Genomic DNA, 18,796 nt, shown 5'->3' with positions numbered 1-18,796 from the left:
CGGGTGCGTACGGGCGGCTTCGCCAAGTGGACAAGGCGGTTCGAGGACGAGCGCGAGCGCAGGCGCGTCCAGGGCGACCCGGACTGGGGGCAAAGCGCGACGCTGCATCCAGCGGTGTGGGCCAGCATTCAGCGCTTCCAGGTCGGCGAGGACGGTGACGGCGCCAACCTCGTCGGCAAAGCGGATGAGGCTGGCGACGGCGACTACGCGCAGGCAGTCCGGCTCTTCGTCGCCGAGGAGCAGAACCATGCCCGTCTACTCGCTCGGCTGCTGGCTGCGGGTGGTGTACCGACGTTGACTGGCCACTGGAGCGACACGGTCTTCGTACGGCTGCGGGGTCTCATGTGCCTGCGCATGGAACTGCTGGCGCTGATGATCGCGGAAGTGGTGGCACTGCGATATTACCGGGCCCTGCGCGATGGCACCGAGGACTCACTCACTTCGGATGTGGCGGGGCGGATCCTGTCTGACGAGCAGCGCCACGTCCCGTTCCATTGCGAGCGACTGCACGCCTCCCTGGCGGAGCTGCCCCGCGCAATGCGCCGCCCGGTGATGGCCCTGTGGCGACTTTTTCTGCTCGCGGTCTCCCTCGTCGTCGCCGCCGACCACGGTCCGGCGCTGCGACGACTCGGCATCGGACGCCTGCGATTCGTGGCTGATGTCGCGGCCTCGTCCGGCGCGGTCGTCTCCGCGGTGCTGGCGCCCCGCCCAGATGCATGGACGAGCGTGGGCTGACAACAGACAGCCCACCGCTTCCCGCCCACCTCTTCAGGAGAGCGGCGCTCCCGACCGTGATGGTCGGGAGCGCCGACGCACATGGTCCCTGCGGTGCTCCACCGGAGCGGGGCGGGGCGGACGCTCCACCGTCTTCCGGTCAGATCGTCGACGGACGTGATCTTCGGTGGCCGTGTACCGTCGTTGCGGCACTGCTGGGCTGTAGGAAGCCTGTCCTGCTGTGCTCTAAACGGCAGCGACCGCGGTCTTCAGCCAGGCCCTGTACAGGTCCTCGATCTCGTTCTCACTGGAGAGCTCGGCGGTCGGCGTCACCGCATCGACCATGCCGGGCAGAGCCTTGGCCAGGGTATCGGCGGCGCCTGCCTCGGGGACTTCGGCGGCCTCGGCGAACGCGGCGATCACCTCTGCGGGCAAGGCGTTGCTTAGTGGTCAACGTCGGAAGTCCTTCGGGGGTTGATCATGTAGTTGGCTGCGCGGAGGATTCTTCCTGGTGATCGGCGGCGTGCCGGTCGAGCCTGGCCAGCAGGTCGTCCAGGTCGGGGGTGGTGAACTTCCACCGGAATGGCTGTGCTGTGGCGTTGTAGCGGTCTTCGAATGCTCGGAGCCGGTCCCTGACCTGGGCCAGGTCGGTGAAGTCGTTGGGCGAGACGACCTTGCGCTGCACGACGGAGAAGTAGATCTCCACCTGGTTGAGCCAGGAGGCGTGGACGGGGGTGTGGACCATGAGCGCGTTCGGGAATGCACTGGTCGAGCGGTCGGCGGCCTTCTGCCCGCGGTGGGAGGAGCCGTTGTCGACGATCCAGAACACCCTTTTGGCGCTGACGTAGGGCTCTTGGCTCATGACCTGGGTGACCAGGTTCATGAACGGGTCGATGCCGGTTCTGGCCAGGAGCGGTGCTGCCGGGGCTTGAGCACGTCCTGGGCCAGCCAGCGGCGCACGGTGGAGTCCGACAGGGCCGGGGCGATGCCTCGTGCCGTGGCCTCGCGGGCCAGTTCCGGGCACGACCAGCGGGCCGGCGGCGTGCCGGTCTCGGCGGGTAGTTGGCAGGCCATGGGCGGTCTGCAGGGCGGTGAACGAGGGTGGCCGGCCGGGGCGCTGGCGGTCGGCCGGCCCGGGCATGCCCTCGTCGGCGAAGCGGCCTCGCCAGGTCCGCACGGTGTCCACATGCAGGCCCGTCTCGCGGGCGATGCAGGCGTTGGAACGGCCCCGTGCCGCGTGGAGCACGACGTGCGCTCGGACCCGGGCCTGGTGGGGAGTCCTGTGCCCGTAGGCCATCTTCTTCAGCCGGTGCCTCTGCGAGGCGGTCAGCGATATCGGGCGGGCGGTGGCAACGGGCAAGGCAGGCAGGCCGATCAGCAGAAGTGGATCTTACCGGCTGGAGCCTGCCGCACCGCCTGACGCAGGCGGCCAGACACGATGACCCCTTGCCCATCCTGCCGGAGTCGGCCAAGACCTCCCCTGCTCAGAAGCTGCCCGCGCGGCCTGAGCCGCCTGGCGGCAGCTCGCCGGCCTGGACGTCCGCTGCCGCGGCCAGTTCGCTCATGTCGGCGGCGAACTGGCCGACGGCGAAAGCAACAAGCTGATGCGTCTGAGCCGCGGAGGAGCCGCCAGCACCTGCGGCTTCGGCCTCTACCTCACCCTCCCCGACATCTGAGAGAAGCCACCCACGGCACCGCTCCGATATCAGCCCCCCGAAGGATTTCCGGAGCCGACTTGCAATAGGGTGCACCGGTGGCTGACGTTAGTTTCGAGGCTCTGACGCGAGATCATGGCCGGCGTGCACCGGAGCCGACGTTCGGTGAGGTGACCGACCGGGTCTGTCGATGGCTTCGAGCCGTGGACGCCTCGGGCCTGGAACGGGCTTTCGATGAAGCCTTTGAGGCTGTGGATATGCATTTCCACGAACCGCCGCGGTTCGGGGCGCTCCTGACGCTGGTCGAACCGGCACTACAGGCAAGCATGGAGCCCAACGCGCCGTCGGCGGACTTTACGACGCTGCTGACCAGGTTGCAGCTGCGCCTCGGCGCCCCGCTCCCACCCTCGCTGATCGGATTTTGGGAGCTACGGGCGCGAAGCCTGCACTGGCGCACACTGTTCGACACGCTGATGAGCCCGGAGATATTCGCCCCATCCGCTTATCTCGACGGTCATGGCTACGGCCCCGAGTACCGGCTGTCGGTGGCACGGGTGGACAACTCGATTCGCCCGGTCCACGAGTCCTTGGACTACGAATACGTGGAGTGGTTCGACGACGCCGCAGAGGCCGAACGCGCCACGGCCACCACCTGGCGGAATTTTCGGGTCGGTGACAGCGTGATGCTCGACCCGACCGTCGCCCGCTCCCTGATTCAGATCGCCTCCGACCACGGCGAGTGGGTCGAACTTGTCAGCGACTGGTGCGACGACCACGGCGAGTCGCTCATCTTCCGGGCCGGCGACGACTACGAGGGCTACGCGGACCTGCTCGGCACCAGCCTGCCGCAGTGGCTTGGCCTGGAGGTCGACGCGACGATGGCGCGGCTCGTCGCACCGGACCGCGCCACTGACGTGGCAAGCGGGGCAAGCCTGCTCGGCTCAGCATGAACCGTGTATATCTACGCGATTGAACGCTGTCACACTCGCGGGTCACGCACCCTTCCGCCGGGGTATCACGCTGCCCGATCCGGCCCCCAATCCCGAGGCCGGTTTCTCGTACACCTATACCCGGTAGGCGCCCTGTCTGTCCGTGGGCGTTCAGATGTGGTCAAGGCCCCGCATAGGTCCCACTCTGCGTCAACCCCCCGAGAGCCGACACCGCACCCCGATGGCCTTCCAGGACTGGCAGGCACCGTCCGGTAGCCGGATCCCAGATCCTTACGGTGGTGTCGGATCCGCCGGAGACGACGAACCGGCCGTCGGGGGTGAACCGGATCTGCTTGGACTGCACCTGGGGCACCGAGTTGACGCCGCGCGGGCTGTCGGGTTCGTCACCGAAGACGCGCAGGCACTCGCCCGTGGCGGTGTCCCACAGGCGGATCGTACGGTCGGAGTATCCGCCCGAGGACAGGGCCTGGCGGCCGTCCGGGCTCAGGCAGACCGACAGTACCCAGTGGGTGTGGCCGCGGAGCGTGTGCCGGCATCGCCCGGTCTCGAGGTCCCACAGACGCACCACGCCGTCCCGCCCGGCGGACACGGCCAGGTCCCGGCCCAGCCAGACCGCCCTGGCTTCCTGGCGGAGCGGCAGCTGCCGCTCGCAGGCGCCCGTCTCCAAGTTCCACAACCTGATCGCGTCGTGCTGGGCGATCAGAGCCAGCCTCCGGTCACAGTCGAACGCCAACGCCCCCAGAACCGGTGGTCCGCCGAGCAGTGTGGTGCGGTCACCGGTTTCGACCGACCATGTGGTCAGGGCCTTGCTTGTCCGGTACATCACGTGTGCTCCGTCGTCACTGATGCCGACCGGGCCGACAGCGTGGTGCGGCTGCGCGGCCGCCACCTGCCGGCAGGTCCCCTTGTCCAGGTCCCACACCCGGACGGTGCCATCGCGCACGCTCGACGCGGCGAACCGGCCGTCCGCGCTCATGTCCAGCGAGTCCACCAGCGTGCCGGTGTCGTAGACCGTTGCGGCCCAGGCCGCACGCAGCCCGACCCGTACCACGGACTGCCCGAGTTCCCGCCACGCCGCGAGCAGCCGGGGCTCGCGCTCGTGTCCGGGCACCGCCCTTGCCTCCGCGAGAAGGTCCAGGGCTGCACGGGGGTGATCGGCCCGCAGGGCCCGGTTGAGCAGGCCGGCCGCCTCGGCGGCCCGGAGGGCCAGTTCCCCGTGCTCACGCGGCCTGCTCAGCCGGGACGGGGCGGCGTACGGCGTCGTCATCGTCCACCAGCGCAAAAGGCCGTCCTGCCACGCGGTTTGCAGGACTCCCGACTCCGCGTCGAGGTGGACCGCGAGTACCCGGGCGCCGTCCGCGCGCAGGGTGCGCAGGCACCGTCCTTCGGCGAGCGGCCACAGCCGGACGGTGTCGTCCACGTCGGTGGACACCACATAGCCGCCGGTCACCGATACCTGGGGCAGTCTACCCACGCCGTCCAGCGTCCGGTCACGGCCCTCGGTCAACTCCCAGACCCGGATCCGGCCGTTGGAAGCAACGGCTGCTAGATCCGCGTCGGCGCTGAGAAAGGCCGAGGTGGAGCGTCCGCAGTCGTCGAGGACCTGGACGAGGCGGCCTTTGTCGACGTCCCACAGACGGGCCGTTGCGTCGTAGCGGTCCGCGGCGAGCACCAGCCGCCCGTCGTTGCTGACCGCCGCCGTCGCATGGTTGTCGTGCCCGTCGATGACCTGCCGGAGCGAACCGCTGGGGAAGTCCCAGACGAGAACGACGCCGCCGTGATACGCAACGACGGCAACCCGTCCGTCGCCGCTGAGGTGGACCGAATTCGGCCAGTGCAGAATCCGGTCCAGCCCCGTGTGGTGACGGCCGAAGACCGCGTCGAACACGCGGAGGCAGCGCCCTTCTTCCAGGTCCCAGAAACGCACCGTGCAGAACGCGGCGGTGACCACGAACCGGCCGTCGGCGCTGATGCCGAGTTGGACGATCCCGTCGTGCGGGCCGATGGGCACCGCCGACTCCCGCAGGAGCCGTCCTTCGCGGACGTTCCACACCCGAAGCAACCCGTCGCACACGGACACCGCGCGGGTGCCGTCCTCAGTGAAGCGGATCCGCAGCGACGGATCAGCCGGCCTGACCCACATGCCGAACGACGGGTCGTACTCGCCGTCGCGCTGTCGGACGTCGTACCAAGGAATGCGGCGCGTACCGCTCGGCTGCCCGGTCCCGGACGTGATCTCCCGGTGAAGCAGCGCGTCCGCCTGGTCCTGGTCGCGGCGCTCCCGGTGCACCTCGGCGAGCAGTCGACGGGCCTCGCCGGCATCAGCGCCCGCCGAGGCCGCCGCGTCCAGCGTCACGAGGACGTCCTCGTCGGTGCGCTCGCCACGGCGCCACGCCAGCAGGCCCGCGTTGTAGGTGGCGTTCAGATGCTGCGGATCGGCACCCAGAGCTGCGGCGAACATCTCGCCCGCCTCTGCCGGGCGGCCGAGGTCGAGCATGGAGATGCCACGGTTGTTCAGCTCGTCGGCCCGCAGATCCGCCGGAGCCGGGAGCACACGCCGGTACGGCGTTCCGGTCAGGCGCCGGTGGATCTCGGTGAGTTCAGCGGCGACCTCGGCCATCGACGCCGGCCGGGCCGCCGGATCCAGGCGCAGGCAACGCTCCAGCAGGGCGGCGAGCGCCGGTGGAAGCTCGGGCAGACCCGGCGTCGGCTGCTCGCGCAGGGCGGCCAGCGCCTCACCGGCCACCGCGCCGAACACCCAAGTGATCCCGCCGGCGAACATCTCCAGCACGGACGCCCCGAAGCTGTAGACGTCGGTACGCCGACCGAGCGGCTGCCCCGTCATCTGCTCGGGCGAGGCGTAGGCAGGCGTCAGTCCCGCGTTGGACACCAGAGCACTCGCCTCGGGGTGCGCGAACGCCGTCACCGGGACAGTGTCCGTGGCTGCGGCTGTGGCGCAAGCACGGGCGAGCCCGAAGTCGGTCACCTTCGCAACGAGATCGTTCGCACTGACATCCAGCAGTATGTTGGCGGGCTTGACGTCCTGATGAACGACGCCCTGGTCGTGCGCGTGCTGCAACCCCCGGGCGCACTGCACCGCCACATCCAGGATGCGTCCCAGCGCAGTCGTACGGCCGCCGGCGTACAGGCGTCGATCGCCGATCCAGTCACGCAGGCTGCCTCCCGTCACGTACTCGGCGAACACCCGTGGCAGCCCGTCGAGAACGCGAACATAGTGGCAGCCGCACACGTTCGGATGCAGGCCGAGCGACACCCAGATCTCCGCCTCGGCGGTAAACCGGTCCTGATCCGCCGCTGCCCGGAACAGCTCCGGCCGTGGAGACTTGACGGCGAGGTCTGTGCCCCATGCCAGGTGACGCACCCGGTACACCAGGCCCATGCCGCCGTCCTCGTGTACCTCGACAACCTCGTACCGCCCGTCGACGACCTGGCCCGTGCGCCACACCCCGCCCACGCCGTACCTCCCAACCCGCGGCATCTCCGCCGAGTACGTCTACGAAATCCCCCGCAGCGGCGGCGTCCACTGGGACATCACCTTCATCTGATCCCCGCCCCGCCCCCGGGCCACCGGCGCGGGGGCAGCCGCCACCGCACCATCCCGCACCCTCCTCCTCCCGGCCGCGCCACGCCCCTGCGCGGCCCGGCCCGCCGGACCCACACGCCGCGAAATTCGACAGCCCCCGTCAGGGGCTTGGCGTTGCGGGCTCGTGTGCCTAACGTATGAGGCAGAACATGAGCCCTACTCACGTTTGAGGATTTGCGTGATCACTAACCACTCCAAAGCCCGCCTCTGGCTTCTGAGCACTCCCGGCACCTCTTACGCCTTCCAGCTGGACGCCGACGACGTCCCCCGGCACGTGCACTGGGGGCGGCCGCTGACCCTGGAGCAGGCCGCCGTGATCGCGGCCGACCTGCCCGACGAGGACCCCGACAGCGACGACCCGGGGGGTGAGGAGTACGCGGTCGAGGGCGGCCTGCGGTTCGGGGCGCCGTCGCTGACCGTACGGTTCGACGACGGTGTCCGCGGCTTCGAGTGGCGGTTCCTCTCGCACACGGTCGAGGACGACCTGCTCACGCTCTCCTTCACCGACCGTGTCCGCTCCCTCGGTCTCGACCTGCACTACCGGCTCCGGGACGGCCATGACCAGATCGAGCGCTGGGCCGTCCTCACCGCGGACGAGCCGGTTGACGTCCTGCGGTTCGACTCCGCCGCCTGGACGCTGCCCGCCCGCGACGACTACCAGGTCAGTCATGTGGTGGGGGAATGGGGTCGGGAGTTCCAACTCCGGCGCGACCGGGTGCCCGTCGGGGAGACCGTGTTCACCAGCCGCCTCGGCATCACGGGACAGCACGCCGGGCCGTGGCTGATGCTCGACGCGCAGGACGCCGCCGAGGAACACGGCGAGGTCTGGAGCGCGGCCCTGTCCTGGAGCGGCAGTCGCCGGATCACCCTGCGCCGCGACGCCTACGGCCGCACCTCCTGGACGGGGGGGTTCGGCCACGAGGGCCTGGTCTGGAAGCTGGCCGCCGGCGAGCGTCTGGAGACCCCCGTCTTCACCGGGCTGTATGCCCCCGACGGCTTCGGCGGCACCAGCCGCCGCTGGCACGCCTACGTCGAACGCGAGGTGCTGCCCGCCCGTCCTGCCGAACGCCCTTTGATCTTCAACTCGTGGGAGGCGACCGAGTTCGACATCAGCGAGAAGCAGCAGACCGAGCTGGCCGACCTGGCCGCGGGTCTCGGCGTCGAGGTCTTCGTCGTGGACGACGCCTGGTTCGGCGCCCGCACCAGCGACATGGCCGGGCTCGGCGACTGGTGGCCCAACCCCGACCGCTTCCCGAACGGTCTGGGCCCGCTCGCCGACCACGTCCGCGCGCTGGGCATGGGCTTCGGCCTGTGGGTCGAGCCCGAGGCGGTCAACCCCGACAGCGACCTCTTCCGTGCGCACCCCGACTGGATCCTCTGCCAGGACGGCCGTAACCGCACCCAGCGCCGCCACCAGCACGTGCTGAACTTCGCCCGCCGCGACGTCCGGGAATGGGCGGTCGATTGGCTGGTCAGGACCGTCACCGAGCTGGACGTGGCCTTCCTCAAATGGGACATGAACCGGCCCTTCAGCGAGGCAGGGCAGCCTGGGGCCGCCGACCCCGACCGGGTCTGGATCGAGCACACGCGCGGGGTCTACGAGGTGATGGACCGGCTGCGCGCCGCCCGTCCCGGCCTGTACCTGGAATCGTGCGCGGGCGGCGGCGGCCGGGCCGACCTGGGCGTGCTGGCCCGCGCCGACCAGATCTGGACGTCGGACAACACCGACGCCGCCGACCGGGTCGCGATCCAGCACGGCCACTGCCAGCTGCTGCCCGCCCGGACCATGGGCGCCTGGGTCACCGACAGCCCGCACAGCTTCACCGCCCGCCCGACCTCGGTCCGGTACCGCTTCCATGTCTCGATGGCCGGGGCGATGGGCATCGGCGGCAATCTGCGGAACTGGAGCGAGGAGGATCTGGCCTGGGCCCGGATGCTGGTCGAGCAGTACAAGCGGATCCGGCCCGTGGTACACGGTGGCGTCCAGTACCGCCTGGGGCACGACGCCGTGCAGTACCTCACCGAGGACGAAGTCGTCGTCTTCCAGTTCCAGCCGTCCGCGCCGGCCCGCCCGGTCGCCCGCACCCGGCTGAAGGGCCTCGACCCCGACGCCCGCTACCGGGATGAGACCACCGACGCCGTCCACGAGGGCGCCGTCCTGCTCAGCCACGGTCTCCCGCCGCTGCTGTCCTTCGACTGGACGAGCGAGCTCGTCCACCTCAAGAAGGTGCCCCGATGAGCCTCGCCCCCGAGCGGCCCGAGGCCCTCGCCGAGCCGACCCGTAGGGTCGGCTCCGGCTGGGTCGCCCTGTACGTCCTGGCCAACATCGGGATGTTCATCCCGCTTCAGGCGCCGACCACATTCCTGATGCCCGAGCAGATCGCCCAGATCGACCCGGCGGGGAAGGTCGGCAGCTACGCCTGGGTCAGCATGATGGGCGCAATCTCGGGAATCGTCCTCGCGCCGCTGGCCGGTGCCCTCAGCGACCGCACCACCAGCCGGTTCGGCCGCCGCCGGCCGTGGATGATCGCGGGCTCGCTGGTCTGCATGGTGGCACTGGTCTGCATCGGCATCCAGACGACCGTCGCCGGGGTCGCGCTCGGCTCCCTCGTGCTGTCCGCCAGCTTCATGATCATCGGTGCCGGACTCTCCCCCGTGGTGCCCGACCAGGTCCCGGTCGCCCAGCGCGGTGTGGTGCTGGGCTGGGCCATGGTCCCGCAGGCCGGCAGCATGATCGCGGGCGGGCTACTGCTCGGGCTGGTCACGGGCTTCTCCGCGCAGTACATGCTGATGGCCGCTTTGCCGCTGCTGATACTGCTGTTCGCGGCCACCATGAAGGATCCACCGCTTCCCCGCCGGCACCGCGATCCGTTCTCTCTGCGTACTTTCCTGGACGGCTACCGAATCAACCCGCGCGAACACCCCGACTTCGTCTGGGCGATGAGCTCCCGGTTCATCATGGGGCTGGGCTACGGGATGGGCACGCTCTACCTGCCGTACTTCCTGGACGACGTACTGCACTACGAGCAGTTGTTCCCCGGCCAGTCGACCGAGGACGGCCTGCTCATCGTGATCGGCGTCAACTGCCTGGCCACGATCTCGACGGTCGTCCTCAGCGGCTGGCTCTCCGACATGCTGGGCAAGCGACGCATGCTGGTCTTCCTCGGCGGCGTCACGATGGCCGTCGCCGCAATCCCACTCGCGCTGTCGCCCACGTGGACCATGACGCTGGTCGCAGCCGTCATCCTGGGCCTGGGCTACGGCGTGTACCTGGCCGTCGACACCGCCCTGGTCACCGAGGTGCTCCCCGCCTCGGCGGACCGCGGCAAGGACATGGCCCTGGCCAACCTGATGACCTCCCTGCCCTACGTTCTCGTTCCCCCGATCGCCTCGGTCGTGCTCGGCAGTCCGGGGGGCTACCGCTCGCTGTTCCTCTGCTCCGCGGCCATGTCCGCGCTGGGCGCGGTATTGGTCTGGAAGGTCAAGGCCGTCCGCTAGCACTCAGGAGGACGGCGGCGTCCTCCGGCAGATCCAGGGCATCACCCGACGTGGCGTGCAACAGCACCCGGGCGGCTCCAGCCATTCGCGCCTCCGGCCGCGAAGCACCCCTTGACCACTACTAGTTGCCAGTCACCGGCGTCGATCGTTCAGATAGCTGTTGAGGACTCGTTTGCACTCAGCGATCAGCTGGGCGTCGCCCTGCGGATCGATGCGGAAGGCGAGTTTCAGCACGCTGTCCGCGCACTCCAGAGCCACCCGCACCGCGACCTCGAATTCGGCGTTGTCCTGGGTCCCGGTCAGAGAGGCGGTCAGTGAGCGCAGCCTTCCGGCGACCGCGGTGTTGTTGTCCAGGGTCGGCTCCAGGATGTGGTCCTGTCCCGCCGCGCCGAAGTCGACCACGCCGAAACCGGCGATCGTCCGGCGCATGGTGACGAACTCGTCGACGGTCACATCCACGATGCCCGAGATGCCTTCGGGCTCCTCTCGCTCCAGCCGGTCCGCGACCCGCCCCAAGAAGGACTCCAGATTGCGGGCGGCGAGCGCACCGATCAGCCCCTCCCTGTCGGAGAAGAACTGGTAAAGGGTGCCGATGGGCACCTCGGCCCTGCGGGCCACCTCCTTGGTGGTCAGCCCTGCATAGCCGACCTCGTCCAGGAGTTCGGCGCAGGCGTCCAGCAGCCGTTCGAAGCGTTCGGCGCTGCGCTTCTGGACCGGCATTCGGCGCAGCGACCCTGCGGTGCGATCTTGATTCACGCTTCCATCATCCCATCGAACAGGTTAACGTGAGCCCGGCTCATGTTTCAGGAGGTTAGGCGTGACACTGAACCATCTCCCCGCGGACTTCATCTGGGGCGCCTCGACGGCGTCGTATCAGATCGAGGGCGCCACCAAGGAGGACGGCCGCGGCCCCTCGGTATGGGACACCTTCACCGCCCGGCCCGGCACAGTCCGCGACGGGCACACCGGTGACGTGGCCTGCGACCACTACCACCGGTACGAGGAGGACGTCGCGCTGATGGCCGAGGCGGGCCTCACCGGCTACCGCTTCTCCATCGCCTGGCCCCGGATCCAGCCGACCGGCACAGGTGAGGTCAATACTCGGGGTCTGGACTTCTATGACCGGCTGGTCGACGGCCTGCTCGCCCGCGGCATCGAACCTGTCCCGACCCTGTTCCACTGGGACCTCCCGCAGGGCCTCGAGGACAGCGGCGGCTGGCTGAACCGCGACACCGCGCACCGCTTCGCCGAGTACGCCGCTATCATGGCCGACAGGCTGGGCGACCGCGTCCAGAAGTGGATCACACTCAACGAACCGTTCATCCACATGGTCTGGGGCTACGGTCTCGGCACTCATGCGCCGGGCCGCACCCTGTTCCTGGACTGCTTGCCGGTCGCCCACCATCAACTGCTCGGCCATGGCCTGGCGCTGAGGGAGCTGCGGGCGCGCGGCCTCCAGGTGCTGATCGCCAACAACTGCACCCCGGTCTGGCCCGCTTCGGACTCCCCCGCCGACCGCGCCGCCGCGCGAGCCTACGACAACCTGCACAACCGCCTGTTCAACGACCCGATCCTCACGGGCACCTACCCGGACCTGTCGGCCTTCGGCGCGGACGCGACCCTCGGCGGCTCCGTCCGGGACGGCGATCTCGAACTGATCTCGGCCCCCTTGAGCGCGCTCGGCATCAACTACTACAACCCGACCCGGATCCAGGCGCCGGCATCCGAGGGGCTGCCGTTCGAAGAGGCCCCCATCGAGGGCTACCGCCGCACCGCGTTCGACTGGCCCGTCGTCCCCGACGGCCTACGGGAACTGCTCGTCGACCTCAAGGAGCGATACCCGGCACTCCCGCCGGTTTACATCACGGAGAACGGCTGCTCGGTCGAGGACGTCGTCAACGCGGACGGCGCCGTCCTCGACCTCGACCGCATCGACTACCTGGACACCCACCTCCAGGCCGTCGACGCCTCCGTGGCCCAGGGCGTGGACGTGCGCGGCTACTTCACCTGGACCCTGATGGACAACTTCGAATGGGCCGAGGGCTTCCACCAGCGCTTCGGTCTCGTCCACGTCGACCACGACACCCAGGTCCGCACCCCGAAGGCGTCCTTCGCGTGGTACCGCGACCTCATCCGCGCTCAGCGCGGATGAATCGGCAGGAACATCACATCCCTCTGCCTCAAGGCGACGTCAAGATCAGGGGTCAGGGCCCGATGTCGCAGAGCCGCTTGACGCCGAAACGGCGCTGGTGATCCTCAACGAACTGGCAGCGGTTCACCAGTGCGGACGGTCTCAAGGACCGTGACGTCCCGTCCAGGGCCAGGTGGATGCGCGGGTGGTGCAGATCCTGCGGACGCTGATGGGCCAGGCCAGGGACGGCTCGACTTCACGCGCGTCGGCCAGGAGGCCAGGAAACTGGAGGGTCCGCCGGTGGTGATGCCGTCGCGGGCGACCTTCTACTGCCTGTTCGAGCGAATGGAGGCGGGTCGGCACACCACCGGCTCGGCCCGCCCCCGTCGCTCGCTGGCCAACCAACCCGACGGAGTCTTCGACGTCCCGGCTGACAACTCCCGCTGAACACGGGTTATGCGGCTTCGGCCAGCGCGGTTGTTGTTGTTCGGGGTGTTCGCTCGTAGGCGATGGGGCTGCGATGTCCGAGGCGGGAGTGGCGTCGGACGGTGTTGAGCGGTGCAGTCGGTGGAAGAGGTTCAGGTGGGCCTCGCGCTCGGTGTCCCGGGCCCGGCGACCTTGGAGGGTCTCCCATTTGCAGGTCGCGTTGAACGACTCGGCGAGTGCGTTGTCCGCGCTGGAGCGGACCGCGCTCATGGACTGGGTGACGCCGGCTTCACGGCAGGCGTCGGCGAAAGCCCGGCTGCAGTACTGGGCCCGCGATCGCTGTGGAAAATGGCGCCGGTGAGATTGCCGCGGGTCCGTTCGGCCGCATGCAGGGCGTCGATGACGAGGTCGGTCCGCATGCGGTCGGCGATCGCCCGCTCCGCCAGGCGCCGCGAGGCGAGGTCGGTCACGGTCGCCAGGTAGCGGAACGTCCCGCCGCTCAGCGGCAGACAAGTGATGTCGCCGACGTACTTGGTGTCGACCTCGGTGGCGGTGAAGTCGCGGCCGATCAGGTCCGGGACCTTCGCGGCCTCGAGGTCGGGGACGGTGGTGCGGTGCCGGCGGCGCAGGCGGAGCCCGGCCGGGTCGATGGCCTTCATGACCCGGGCGACGCGTTTGTGGTTCACCACCTCACCCCCATCGCGAAGCCCGGCAGTGATCCTCGGGATACCGCAGGTGCGTCCGAGGCTCGGTGGACAGTGCGAATCAGGACGGCAAGCCGTGTGTCGGCCGCCTGCCGGGCTTGTGGGGCTCGAAAAGTCGTCGTTGCAGGTCACGCGGCATATCGATACTCGTTGTTGATGCCGCCGAGGACCCTGGTGCTTAGCAGGCTTCGGTCGTGGAGGTCGTGCGCGATTGCGGGCTGCTCGGTCGCGCTGGGCGGTAGCTGTTGCCGGGATCGGTGCGGCCGGTGTCCGTTGTAGTGGTCCTGGTGGTCAGTCAGGACCTTCCTGGCGTGGTTCCCGCCCAGGATCAGGACGTGGTCGAGGGCCTTGCGGCGGATGATGCCGGTCACGCGTGCGCAATGCGCGTTCATGCGCGGTGCCCGGGGCGCGCTGAGCAGCACCTGAGTGTCCTGGGCGGTGATGACGGCATCGAAGGCGTCGGTGTACTTGCTGTCGCGGTCGCGTAGCAGGAACCGTGGCACGGCGCCCCCGCTCGCCGAGGTCGGCAGCGATGTTCCGGGCCTGTTGTACCGCCCACTGCGCGGTGGGGTGCGTGGTCACCGCGGTGATGTGCAGTCTCCGGGTGCCGTGCTCGCTGAACGCCATCGCGTACAGGCGCTTGCCCCGGGCCGTGTCGATGTGGAAGAAGTCCGCGGCAGGGATCCCCTGAGCCTGCGCCGTGTCGACAGTCGCGCCAGGTGGGGCCGGAGCGGCGCGGGGCTGGGTCGATGCCTGCGTGCAGGATCTCCCAGGCCGTGGAGGCCGCGAGGGGGTGCCCGAGTCGGGCCGGTTCGCCCTGGATGCGGCGGTGACCCCAGCGGGGATTCTCATCGGCCAGGCGCAGCACGGGACTCTTGAGCGCGCCGCCGTCGGCGGCCGTCCGGTGCGAGAGCCGCGGTAGTCCCGCCTTCTGGCGATCAGTTTGCGGTGCCAGGCCAGCAAAGTGCCGGGGGGTAACGGGGAAGACGGCGGCCCAGCGGCCACACGGTATCAGCGAGCTGAGGGCTGCGAGCCAGAATCGGTCGGCCGGCTCATAGCGCACCCTGCCCTTCACATGCCTGCGCAGGATGGCATTCTCGTGCCGCAGCAGGTGTCTCGGCACAGTAGGACCGCGGGGACGGACAGCAGCGCGCGGGCGGTGCGGTAGAGCAGGGACACGATCATCAGGGCAGCATGACAAGTCCCCACCGAGAGGTGGGTGCTGACCAGCAGCGATGACTTTACGAGCCCCACAGGCACCCACGTCAGTGACGTCGACCAGGTCACAAAGTACAAGAGGGGCACTTGCGCTTGCCGACGCGGCTGAGATGACCACGACATCAGATGTCCTGTCTCAGGTAAGTCCGGGTGGTGCGAGTCGATGACCTGTGGTGCCCGGAGATCAGCGAGACGGTTCAGCTTGTGTCCGTCTCTGTTGAGTCCAGGCATCCGAGCTGCCGCGGTGGGACCGCACCAGGGGTGAGCCGGACAGTCACGTGAAAGACGGCCACCGCTCGGTGGCCCACTCCAGCCAACCCGACCACCCAGGAGGCGGGCCGCCAACCTCATGACCATCGAGTTCTCCGGCGTCGGGCTCCTCGAACAGTGTCCTCCAGTGCAAGAGGTCCGCCTCGCTCATCGGGAAGGTCTGATCCGGAGTGGTCGATCGGCGATGGGCGATCCGAGCGCGTTGGGTCTCATGGTCCACCGGCACGTAAACGAGGTGACAGGACGCGCCCACAGAATTCACCAACCAGCGGATCGCGGACCTCTCGTCACGAGACCAGCATCCGAAATCCAGGACCACGTTGGTTCCGAGCCTCAGTGCCTCCAGAGCAAGCGAGAGCAGCCGTCCTTCCAGGACATCGCGCTTCCCATCTGCCTCCGGCTCGCCGAACAGCGGAATCATCCACTCGTCAGGTGTCAGCCGCAGTGCGCTGTGCCTCGACGCACCGTCAGACACCCACACACCCAACAACGTGACAACGCCGGCGTACGACCATTCAGGAAAGGACGGCTACCCCAGGCTCGTGCCCGAGGACACGAACAAGTGCCTGACCCCGGCGCCCGGCCAGACCGAGCTGCCGCTCGCCGACATCCCCAAGGACGCCCTGCCGGTCCTGGACCAGATCCAGAAGCGGCTGGACGACACGATGAAGAAGGCCGTCGCGGACGCCGGCGCCGACTTCGTCGACCTCTACGCCCACACCGGCAGCAACACGGCGTGCGACGGCCGCAACCGGGGCATCGGCGGCCTGCTGGAGAACTCCCAGATCGGCGAGAACGACCAGTGGATCCCCTGGTACGCGCACCCCAACGAGAAGGGCCGCAACATCCAGGCTGAGCAGGTGGCCGACAAGGTCGAGCAGATCCTCAACCGGTAAGGGGCACAGCCTCCCAAGTGGAACCGGACCCGCACCCTTACCCGGCGCGGGTCCGGTTCCCGTCCGCGCCCATCAACGAAGCCGCAGGTCATCGATAGCCACGACCGACCTGATGGCCCGCCGTCTCACCGGAGAGACCACCATCTCCTGGCGCGACCCAGCATTACCCAACAAAGCCCGCATAACAGGATGAAACACCGAGAGAAAACGACCTCTAAACAGGCCCGATTTTGATTTTGGTCAGTGGGCGGTGACGCCGCGGGCCGCGAGGACGTCCAACTTGTCCGGGACCGCGAGCAGGGCCTCGTCCGCGCCGACGATGCGTTGGAGATTCGGTACGAGGGCGAGATCTGCGAGTGAGCGGACATCGAAGAGCTCGTCCTCGCCGTCCCAGACCGGCGCGCACTCCTGGTACACCTGGTGACCGCCGTCGATGGTCAGTTCGTCGACCGTGAGGAGCAGTTCATCCGGTATATCCAGTCCCTCGAAGTAGGCGCGCGCCTCGGGGAGGACCTTGTAGGCCAGGTCGTTGTCGACCACGTACTGGTAGAGGTCGGTGATCCCGCTCTGCTCGCGCATGTGCCCCCCAAGGCTGAACTGCGGCGTCAGCACCTCGTCCCAGTACATGAGCTTTTCGATAACAAGCAGCTTGAAGTTGAAGTCACTGAAGGTGATCATGCGGTCAGTGTAGAACTGGGCACTGACATCGACCCCGCACCTGGTGGCACTGCCCGGACGGACCAAGACGTGCCCTCTTCCCGGTACCGGGCCCGCGGCGACCGCCGTTGTTGAAACTGATCACCACCTGCCTCATGACTTCCTCGACGGGCAGGTGAAGCGACGGCACCCCCAACCGCTCAGTCGAGCGATGCGGCCGAGTCAGCTGGCTGCGTCGGCCAGTGCGCGGACTCCTGTACCCGCTCTTTCGCAGGTCCTTCCGACGGCGCGTGCGCGGGCTCCCGCTGGGACTACCCGGCGTCGCGCCGCCGGCGCGCGCGCTCGAGCTCAGCGGCATCCGACATCCAAGAGCCGTGCTGTTCGAGTGCGGCGCAGCCGCCGCGGACGAAGGCGCTCACCAGGTTCCGGTACCCGCCGATCCCGTCGACCAGGCTGTACTCGACCCGGTACTGCGGATCCGACCCGCCTTTACCCTCGTGCACCGTCGTGATCCGGGCGATGGAGTCCGCGTAGAAGTGGAGCTGGATCCCTTCGCCCATCTCCTCGTCCTCGATGGTGAACACTTCGTTGTCCGCGGAAGAGCGATCGCCGACGAACTCCCAGAACTCCGCGGTGGCAGTGCGGGGATTGTCCGGGAACCACTTCTTCTCGACGCCCTTGTCGTCGGTGAACGACAGGATCGTCTTCCTCGCACTCTCGCCGAAGTCGGCGCGGTCGCCGGCAGCCTCCTCGTCATCCTCCAGGGGCGTGCTCCTGGAGCGGTCCGCGGCCTCCGAGCACATCAGGAAGCTCACGGTACGCACCGCGTCATCGGCGAGCTCAGGGTGTGCACGGCGCACGGCCGCGTCGACCGTCGTCGCCATCCGATCCCAGTCGCGCTTGTCCGTGGCGCGCTTTCCCCGTCGCGGATCGCGGCCGATCCGCATCCCGGCGCACGCCTGCTCCGCGGTGGCGATCACACGCATGACCTCGGGCAGCAGCGCGGGGGCGACGGCATCGGGCATCCGCCTCGGAACCGTCGCGCCGTGCAGGTACTGGCCCGTGTACCTCAGAATCGCGGCGTCGAGTGGACCGAGTACTGCTCCGCGCTCGGCGCGACGGCGGTCCGCGTGGTACTCCTGAGCTCGTTTCCCGTTGGACGTCTCTGTCGCCGCGCGCATCGCCGCGCAGACCTGACCGCGCTCGAGGAGATCGATGTCAGCCCCATGGGCGATGAGCCGGCCCCTGTCCCACCGGATGCGCTGGAAGAGCGCGTCGACGTCCGCGGGCGCGGAGAGGAGGATCGGGTCCAGGAGCGCGACGGCAGCGTTCTCGTCGAGCCGGCCCCGGGTTCCGGCGGCGTCGCACAGCGGAAGGACCGCACTCCACAGCAGCAGGTGTCTGGCCAGGTCCTCCCGGATCACCGCAAGATGGGCTTCCCTGATCGAGAACGCGAACGTGCGAGGCGCGTGGTTGGCGTCGGCCCCGGCACCGAGCATCAGCTTCAGCTCACCGTCCTCGCGGATCACGTTCGGGATCCAGCCGCTCTTGCGCGTGAAAACGATGTCTCTCATGGACTCAGTCTTCCCCATCGGACGAGACTAGCGAGTCCTGCCTGCACCGATCTGACCGGCCGCTTTCGTGTACACCCACGCCGCCCGGAGCGAGCAGGCTCGTCATGGTCGAGTCAGACGTTGAACCTGAACGTCACCGCAAGTTGCAGGGCTTCGTCCTGCTCCATCATCCGTCTCCAGTCCATCGGCTCGATGAAGCGCACCCTAACCGTCCTGGGATGATCTTCGCGTGGCTGGTGTGATCGCGGCGTCGGAGTCGTCCTAATCCGGTGTTAGCCACAGTCACGAGGGATGTGCGCCTCAACGGGGCTGTTCGAGCAGTGAATGATGGCTTCGGTGGCGGTCACGTGGGTGCCGGGCTGACGCCTTGAGCCGTCCGGGCACTTGACGCCTCTATCCAGAGCGGCGCTGCCCGGCGCCCTCGCGATCGCCACCATCGTCAACACTTCCTGCTTGATCACTCGTTGGTGTCTGTGGTGCGAGCCCGCCGCACGGTGAC

At 68.7% G+C, this 18,796-nt stretch carries 16 protein-coding genes; 7 read left to right on the top strand and 9 right to left on the bottom strand.

All coding sequences use genetic code 11. The features are described from left to right. Positions 1–3 precede the first annotated feature (3 nt). The gene (locus OG978_RS45215) at positions 4–735 is read left to right on the top strand and encodes a ferritin-like domain-containing protein (RefSeq protein ID WP_326770876.1); all 732 of its coding nucleotides are present in this window, start codon (positions 4–6) and stop codon (positions 733–735) included. A 225-nt stretch (positions 736–960) separates the two neighbouring features. On the opposite strand, the gene OG978_RS45210 is transcribed toward OG978_RS45215, so the two are convergent. Together OG978_RS45210 and OG978_RS45205 are read right to left on the bottom strand one after the other, a co-directional pair. Next, on the bottom strand, positions 961–1,149 hold the full coding sequence (locus OG978_RS45210) for a hypothetical protein (RefSeq protein WP_326770875.1): 189 nt from the start codon (positions 1,147–1,149) through the stop codon (positions 961–963). A 43-nt stretch (positions 1,150–1,192) separates the two neighbouring features. Continuing rightward, complete coding sequence (locus tag OG978_RS45205; protein WP_326770874.1) at positions 1,193–2,074, bottom strand: helix-turn-helix domain-containing protein; 882 nt, start codon at positions 2,072–2,074, stop codon at positions 1,193–1,195. 465 nt (positions 2,075–2,539) lie between these two features. On the opposite strand from OG978_RS45205, the gene OG978_RS45200 reads away from it, so the two are divergent. Then, a complete protein-coding gene (locus tag OG978_RS45200; protein WP_326770873.1) occupies positions 2,540–3,319 on the top strand; it encodes a hypothetical protein in 780 nt (259 codons plus the stop codon). A gap of 160 nt (positions 3,320–3,479) precedes the next feature. Here the strand turns inward: OG978_RS45200 and OG978_RS45195 are convergent, their stop codons facing one another. Further along, on the bottom strand, positions 3,480–6,785 hold the full coding sequence (locus OG978_RS45195; RefSeq protein ID WP_326770872.1) for a protein kinase domain-containing protein: 3,306 nt from the start codon (positions 6,783–6,785) through the stop codon (positions 3,480–3,482). 310 nt (positions 6,786–7,095) lie between these two features. Between OG978_RS45195 and OG978_RS45190 the strand changes: the two genes are divergently transcribed. Further along, complete coding sequence (locus OG978_RS45190) at positions 7,096–9,162, top strand: alpha-galactosidase (protein ID WP_442817912.1); 2,067 nt, start codon at positions 7,096–7,098, stop codon at positions 9,160–9,162. Beyond that, positions 9,159–10,421, top strand: coding sequence for an MFS transporter (locus OG978_RS45185; RefSeq protein WP_326770870.1), 1,263 nt, complete (start codon positions 9,159–9,161; stop codon positions 10,419–10,421). Before OG978_RS45190 ends, OG978_RS45185 begins: the two co-directional genes overlap by 4 nt. Positions 10,422–10,553: 132 nt before the next feature. On the opposite strand, the gene OG978_RS45180 is transcribed toward OG978_RS45185, so the two are convergent. Further along, complete coding sequence (locus tag OG978_RS45180) at positions 10,554–11,177, bottom strand: TetR/AcrR family transcriptional regulator (protein WP_177328107.1); 624 nt, start codon at positions 11,175–11,177, stop codon at positions 10,554–10,556. A gap of 61 nt (positions 11,178–11,238) precedes the next feature. On the opposite strand from OG978_RS45180, the gene OG978_RS45175 reads away from it, so the two are divergent. Beyond that, positions 11,239–12,573: a GH1 family beta-glucosidase gene (locus OG978_RS45175; RefSeq protein ID WP_326770869.1), complete on the top strand. Its 1,335-nt coding sequence runs from the start codon at positions 11,239–11,241 to the stop codon at positions 12,571–12,573. Between the two features lie 279 nt (positions 12,574–12,852). Beyond that, a complete protein-coding gene (locus OG978_RS45170) occupies positions 12,853–12,999 on the top strand; it encodes a hypothetical protein (RefSeq protein ID WP_326770868.1) in 147 nt (48 codons plus the stop codon). Between the two features lie 245 nt (positions 13,000–13,244). Here the strand turns inward: OG978_RS45170 and OG978_RS45165 are convergent, their stop codons facing one another. The 3 genes from OG978_RS45165 to OG978_RS45155 form a co-directional block, all read right to left on the bottom strand. Beyond that, on the bottom strand, positions 13,245–13,814 hold the full coding sequence (locus OG978_RS45165) for a DDE-type integrase/transposase/recombinase (RefSeq protein WP_326770867.1): 570 nt from the start codon (positions 13,812–13,814) through the stop codon (positions 13,245–13,247). Continuing rightward, positions 13,811–14,185, bottom strand: coding sequence for an integrase core domain-containing protein (locus OG978_RS45160; protein ID WP_326770866.1), 375 nt, complete (start codon positions 14,183–14,185; stop codon positions 13,811–13,813). The genes OG978_RS45165 and OG978_RS45160 overlap by 4 nt, the downstream gene beginning before the upstream one ends. A 989-nt stretch (positions 14,186–15,174) precedes the next feature. Further along, a complete protein-coding gene (locus OG978_RS45155) occupies positions 15,175–15,660 on the bottom strand; it encodes an AAA family ATPase (RefSeq protein ID WP_326770865.1) in 486 nt (161 codons plus the stop codon). Position 15,661: 1 nt separating this feature from the next. On the opposite strand from OG978_RS45155, the gene OG978_RS45150 reads away from it, so the two are divergent. After that, positions 15,662–16,066, top strand: coding sequence for a hypothetical protein (locus OG978_RS45150; RefSeq protein ID WP_326770864.1), 405 nt, complete (start codon positions 15,662–15,664; stop codon positions 16,064–16,066). Positions 16,067–16,306: 240 nt separating this feature from the next. On the opposite strand, the gene OG978_RS45140 is transcribed toward OG978_RS45150, so the two are convergent. Beyond that, a complete protein-coding gene (locus OG978_RS45140) occupies positions 16,307–16,744 on the bottom strand; it encodes a DUF6892 domain-containing protein (protein ID WP_326770863.1) in 438 nt (145 codons plus the stop codon). Between the two features lie 290 nt (positions 16,745–17,034). Beyond that, positions 17,035–18,297, bottom strand: coding sequence for a DUF6357 family protein (locus OG978_RS45135; RefSeq protein ID WP_326770862.1), 1,263 nt, complete (start codon positions 18,295–18,297; stop codon positions 17,035–17,037). Between the last annotated feature and the right edge of the window lie 499 nt (positions 18,298–18,796).

Origin of the sequence: Streptomyces sp. NBC_01591, from assembly GCF_035918155.1 — a bacterium.
GTDB lineage: Bacteria > Actinomycetota > Actinomycetes > Streptomycetales > Streptomycetaceae > Streptomyces.
This window is presented reverse-complemented; position numbering and strand designations above follow the sequence as displayed.

Excerpts from the sequence above, each read along its gene's own strand:
- OG978_RS45185 (WP_326770870.1), top strand. The coding sequence starts at position 9,159 with ATGAGCCTCGCCCCCGAGCGGCCCGAGGCCCTCGCCGAGCCGACCCGT.
- OG978_RS45140 (WP_326770863.1), bottom strand. The coding sequence starts at position 16,744 with ATGATCACCTTCAGTGACTTCAACTTCAAGCTGCTTGTTATCGAAAAG.
- OG978_RS45135 (WP_326770862.1), bottom strand. The coding sequence starts at position 18,297 with ATGAGAGACATCGTTTTCACGCGCAAGAGCGGCTGGATCCCGAACGTG.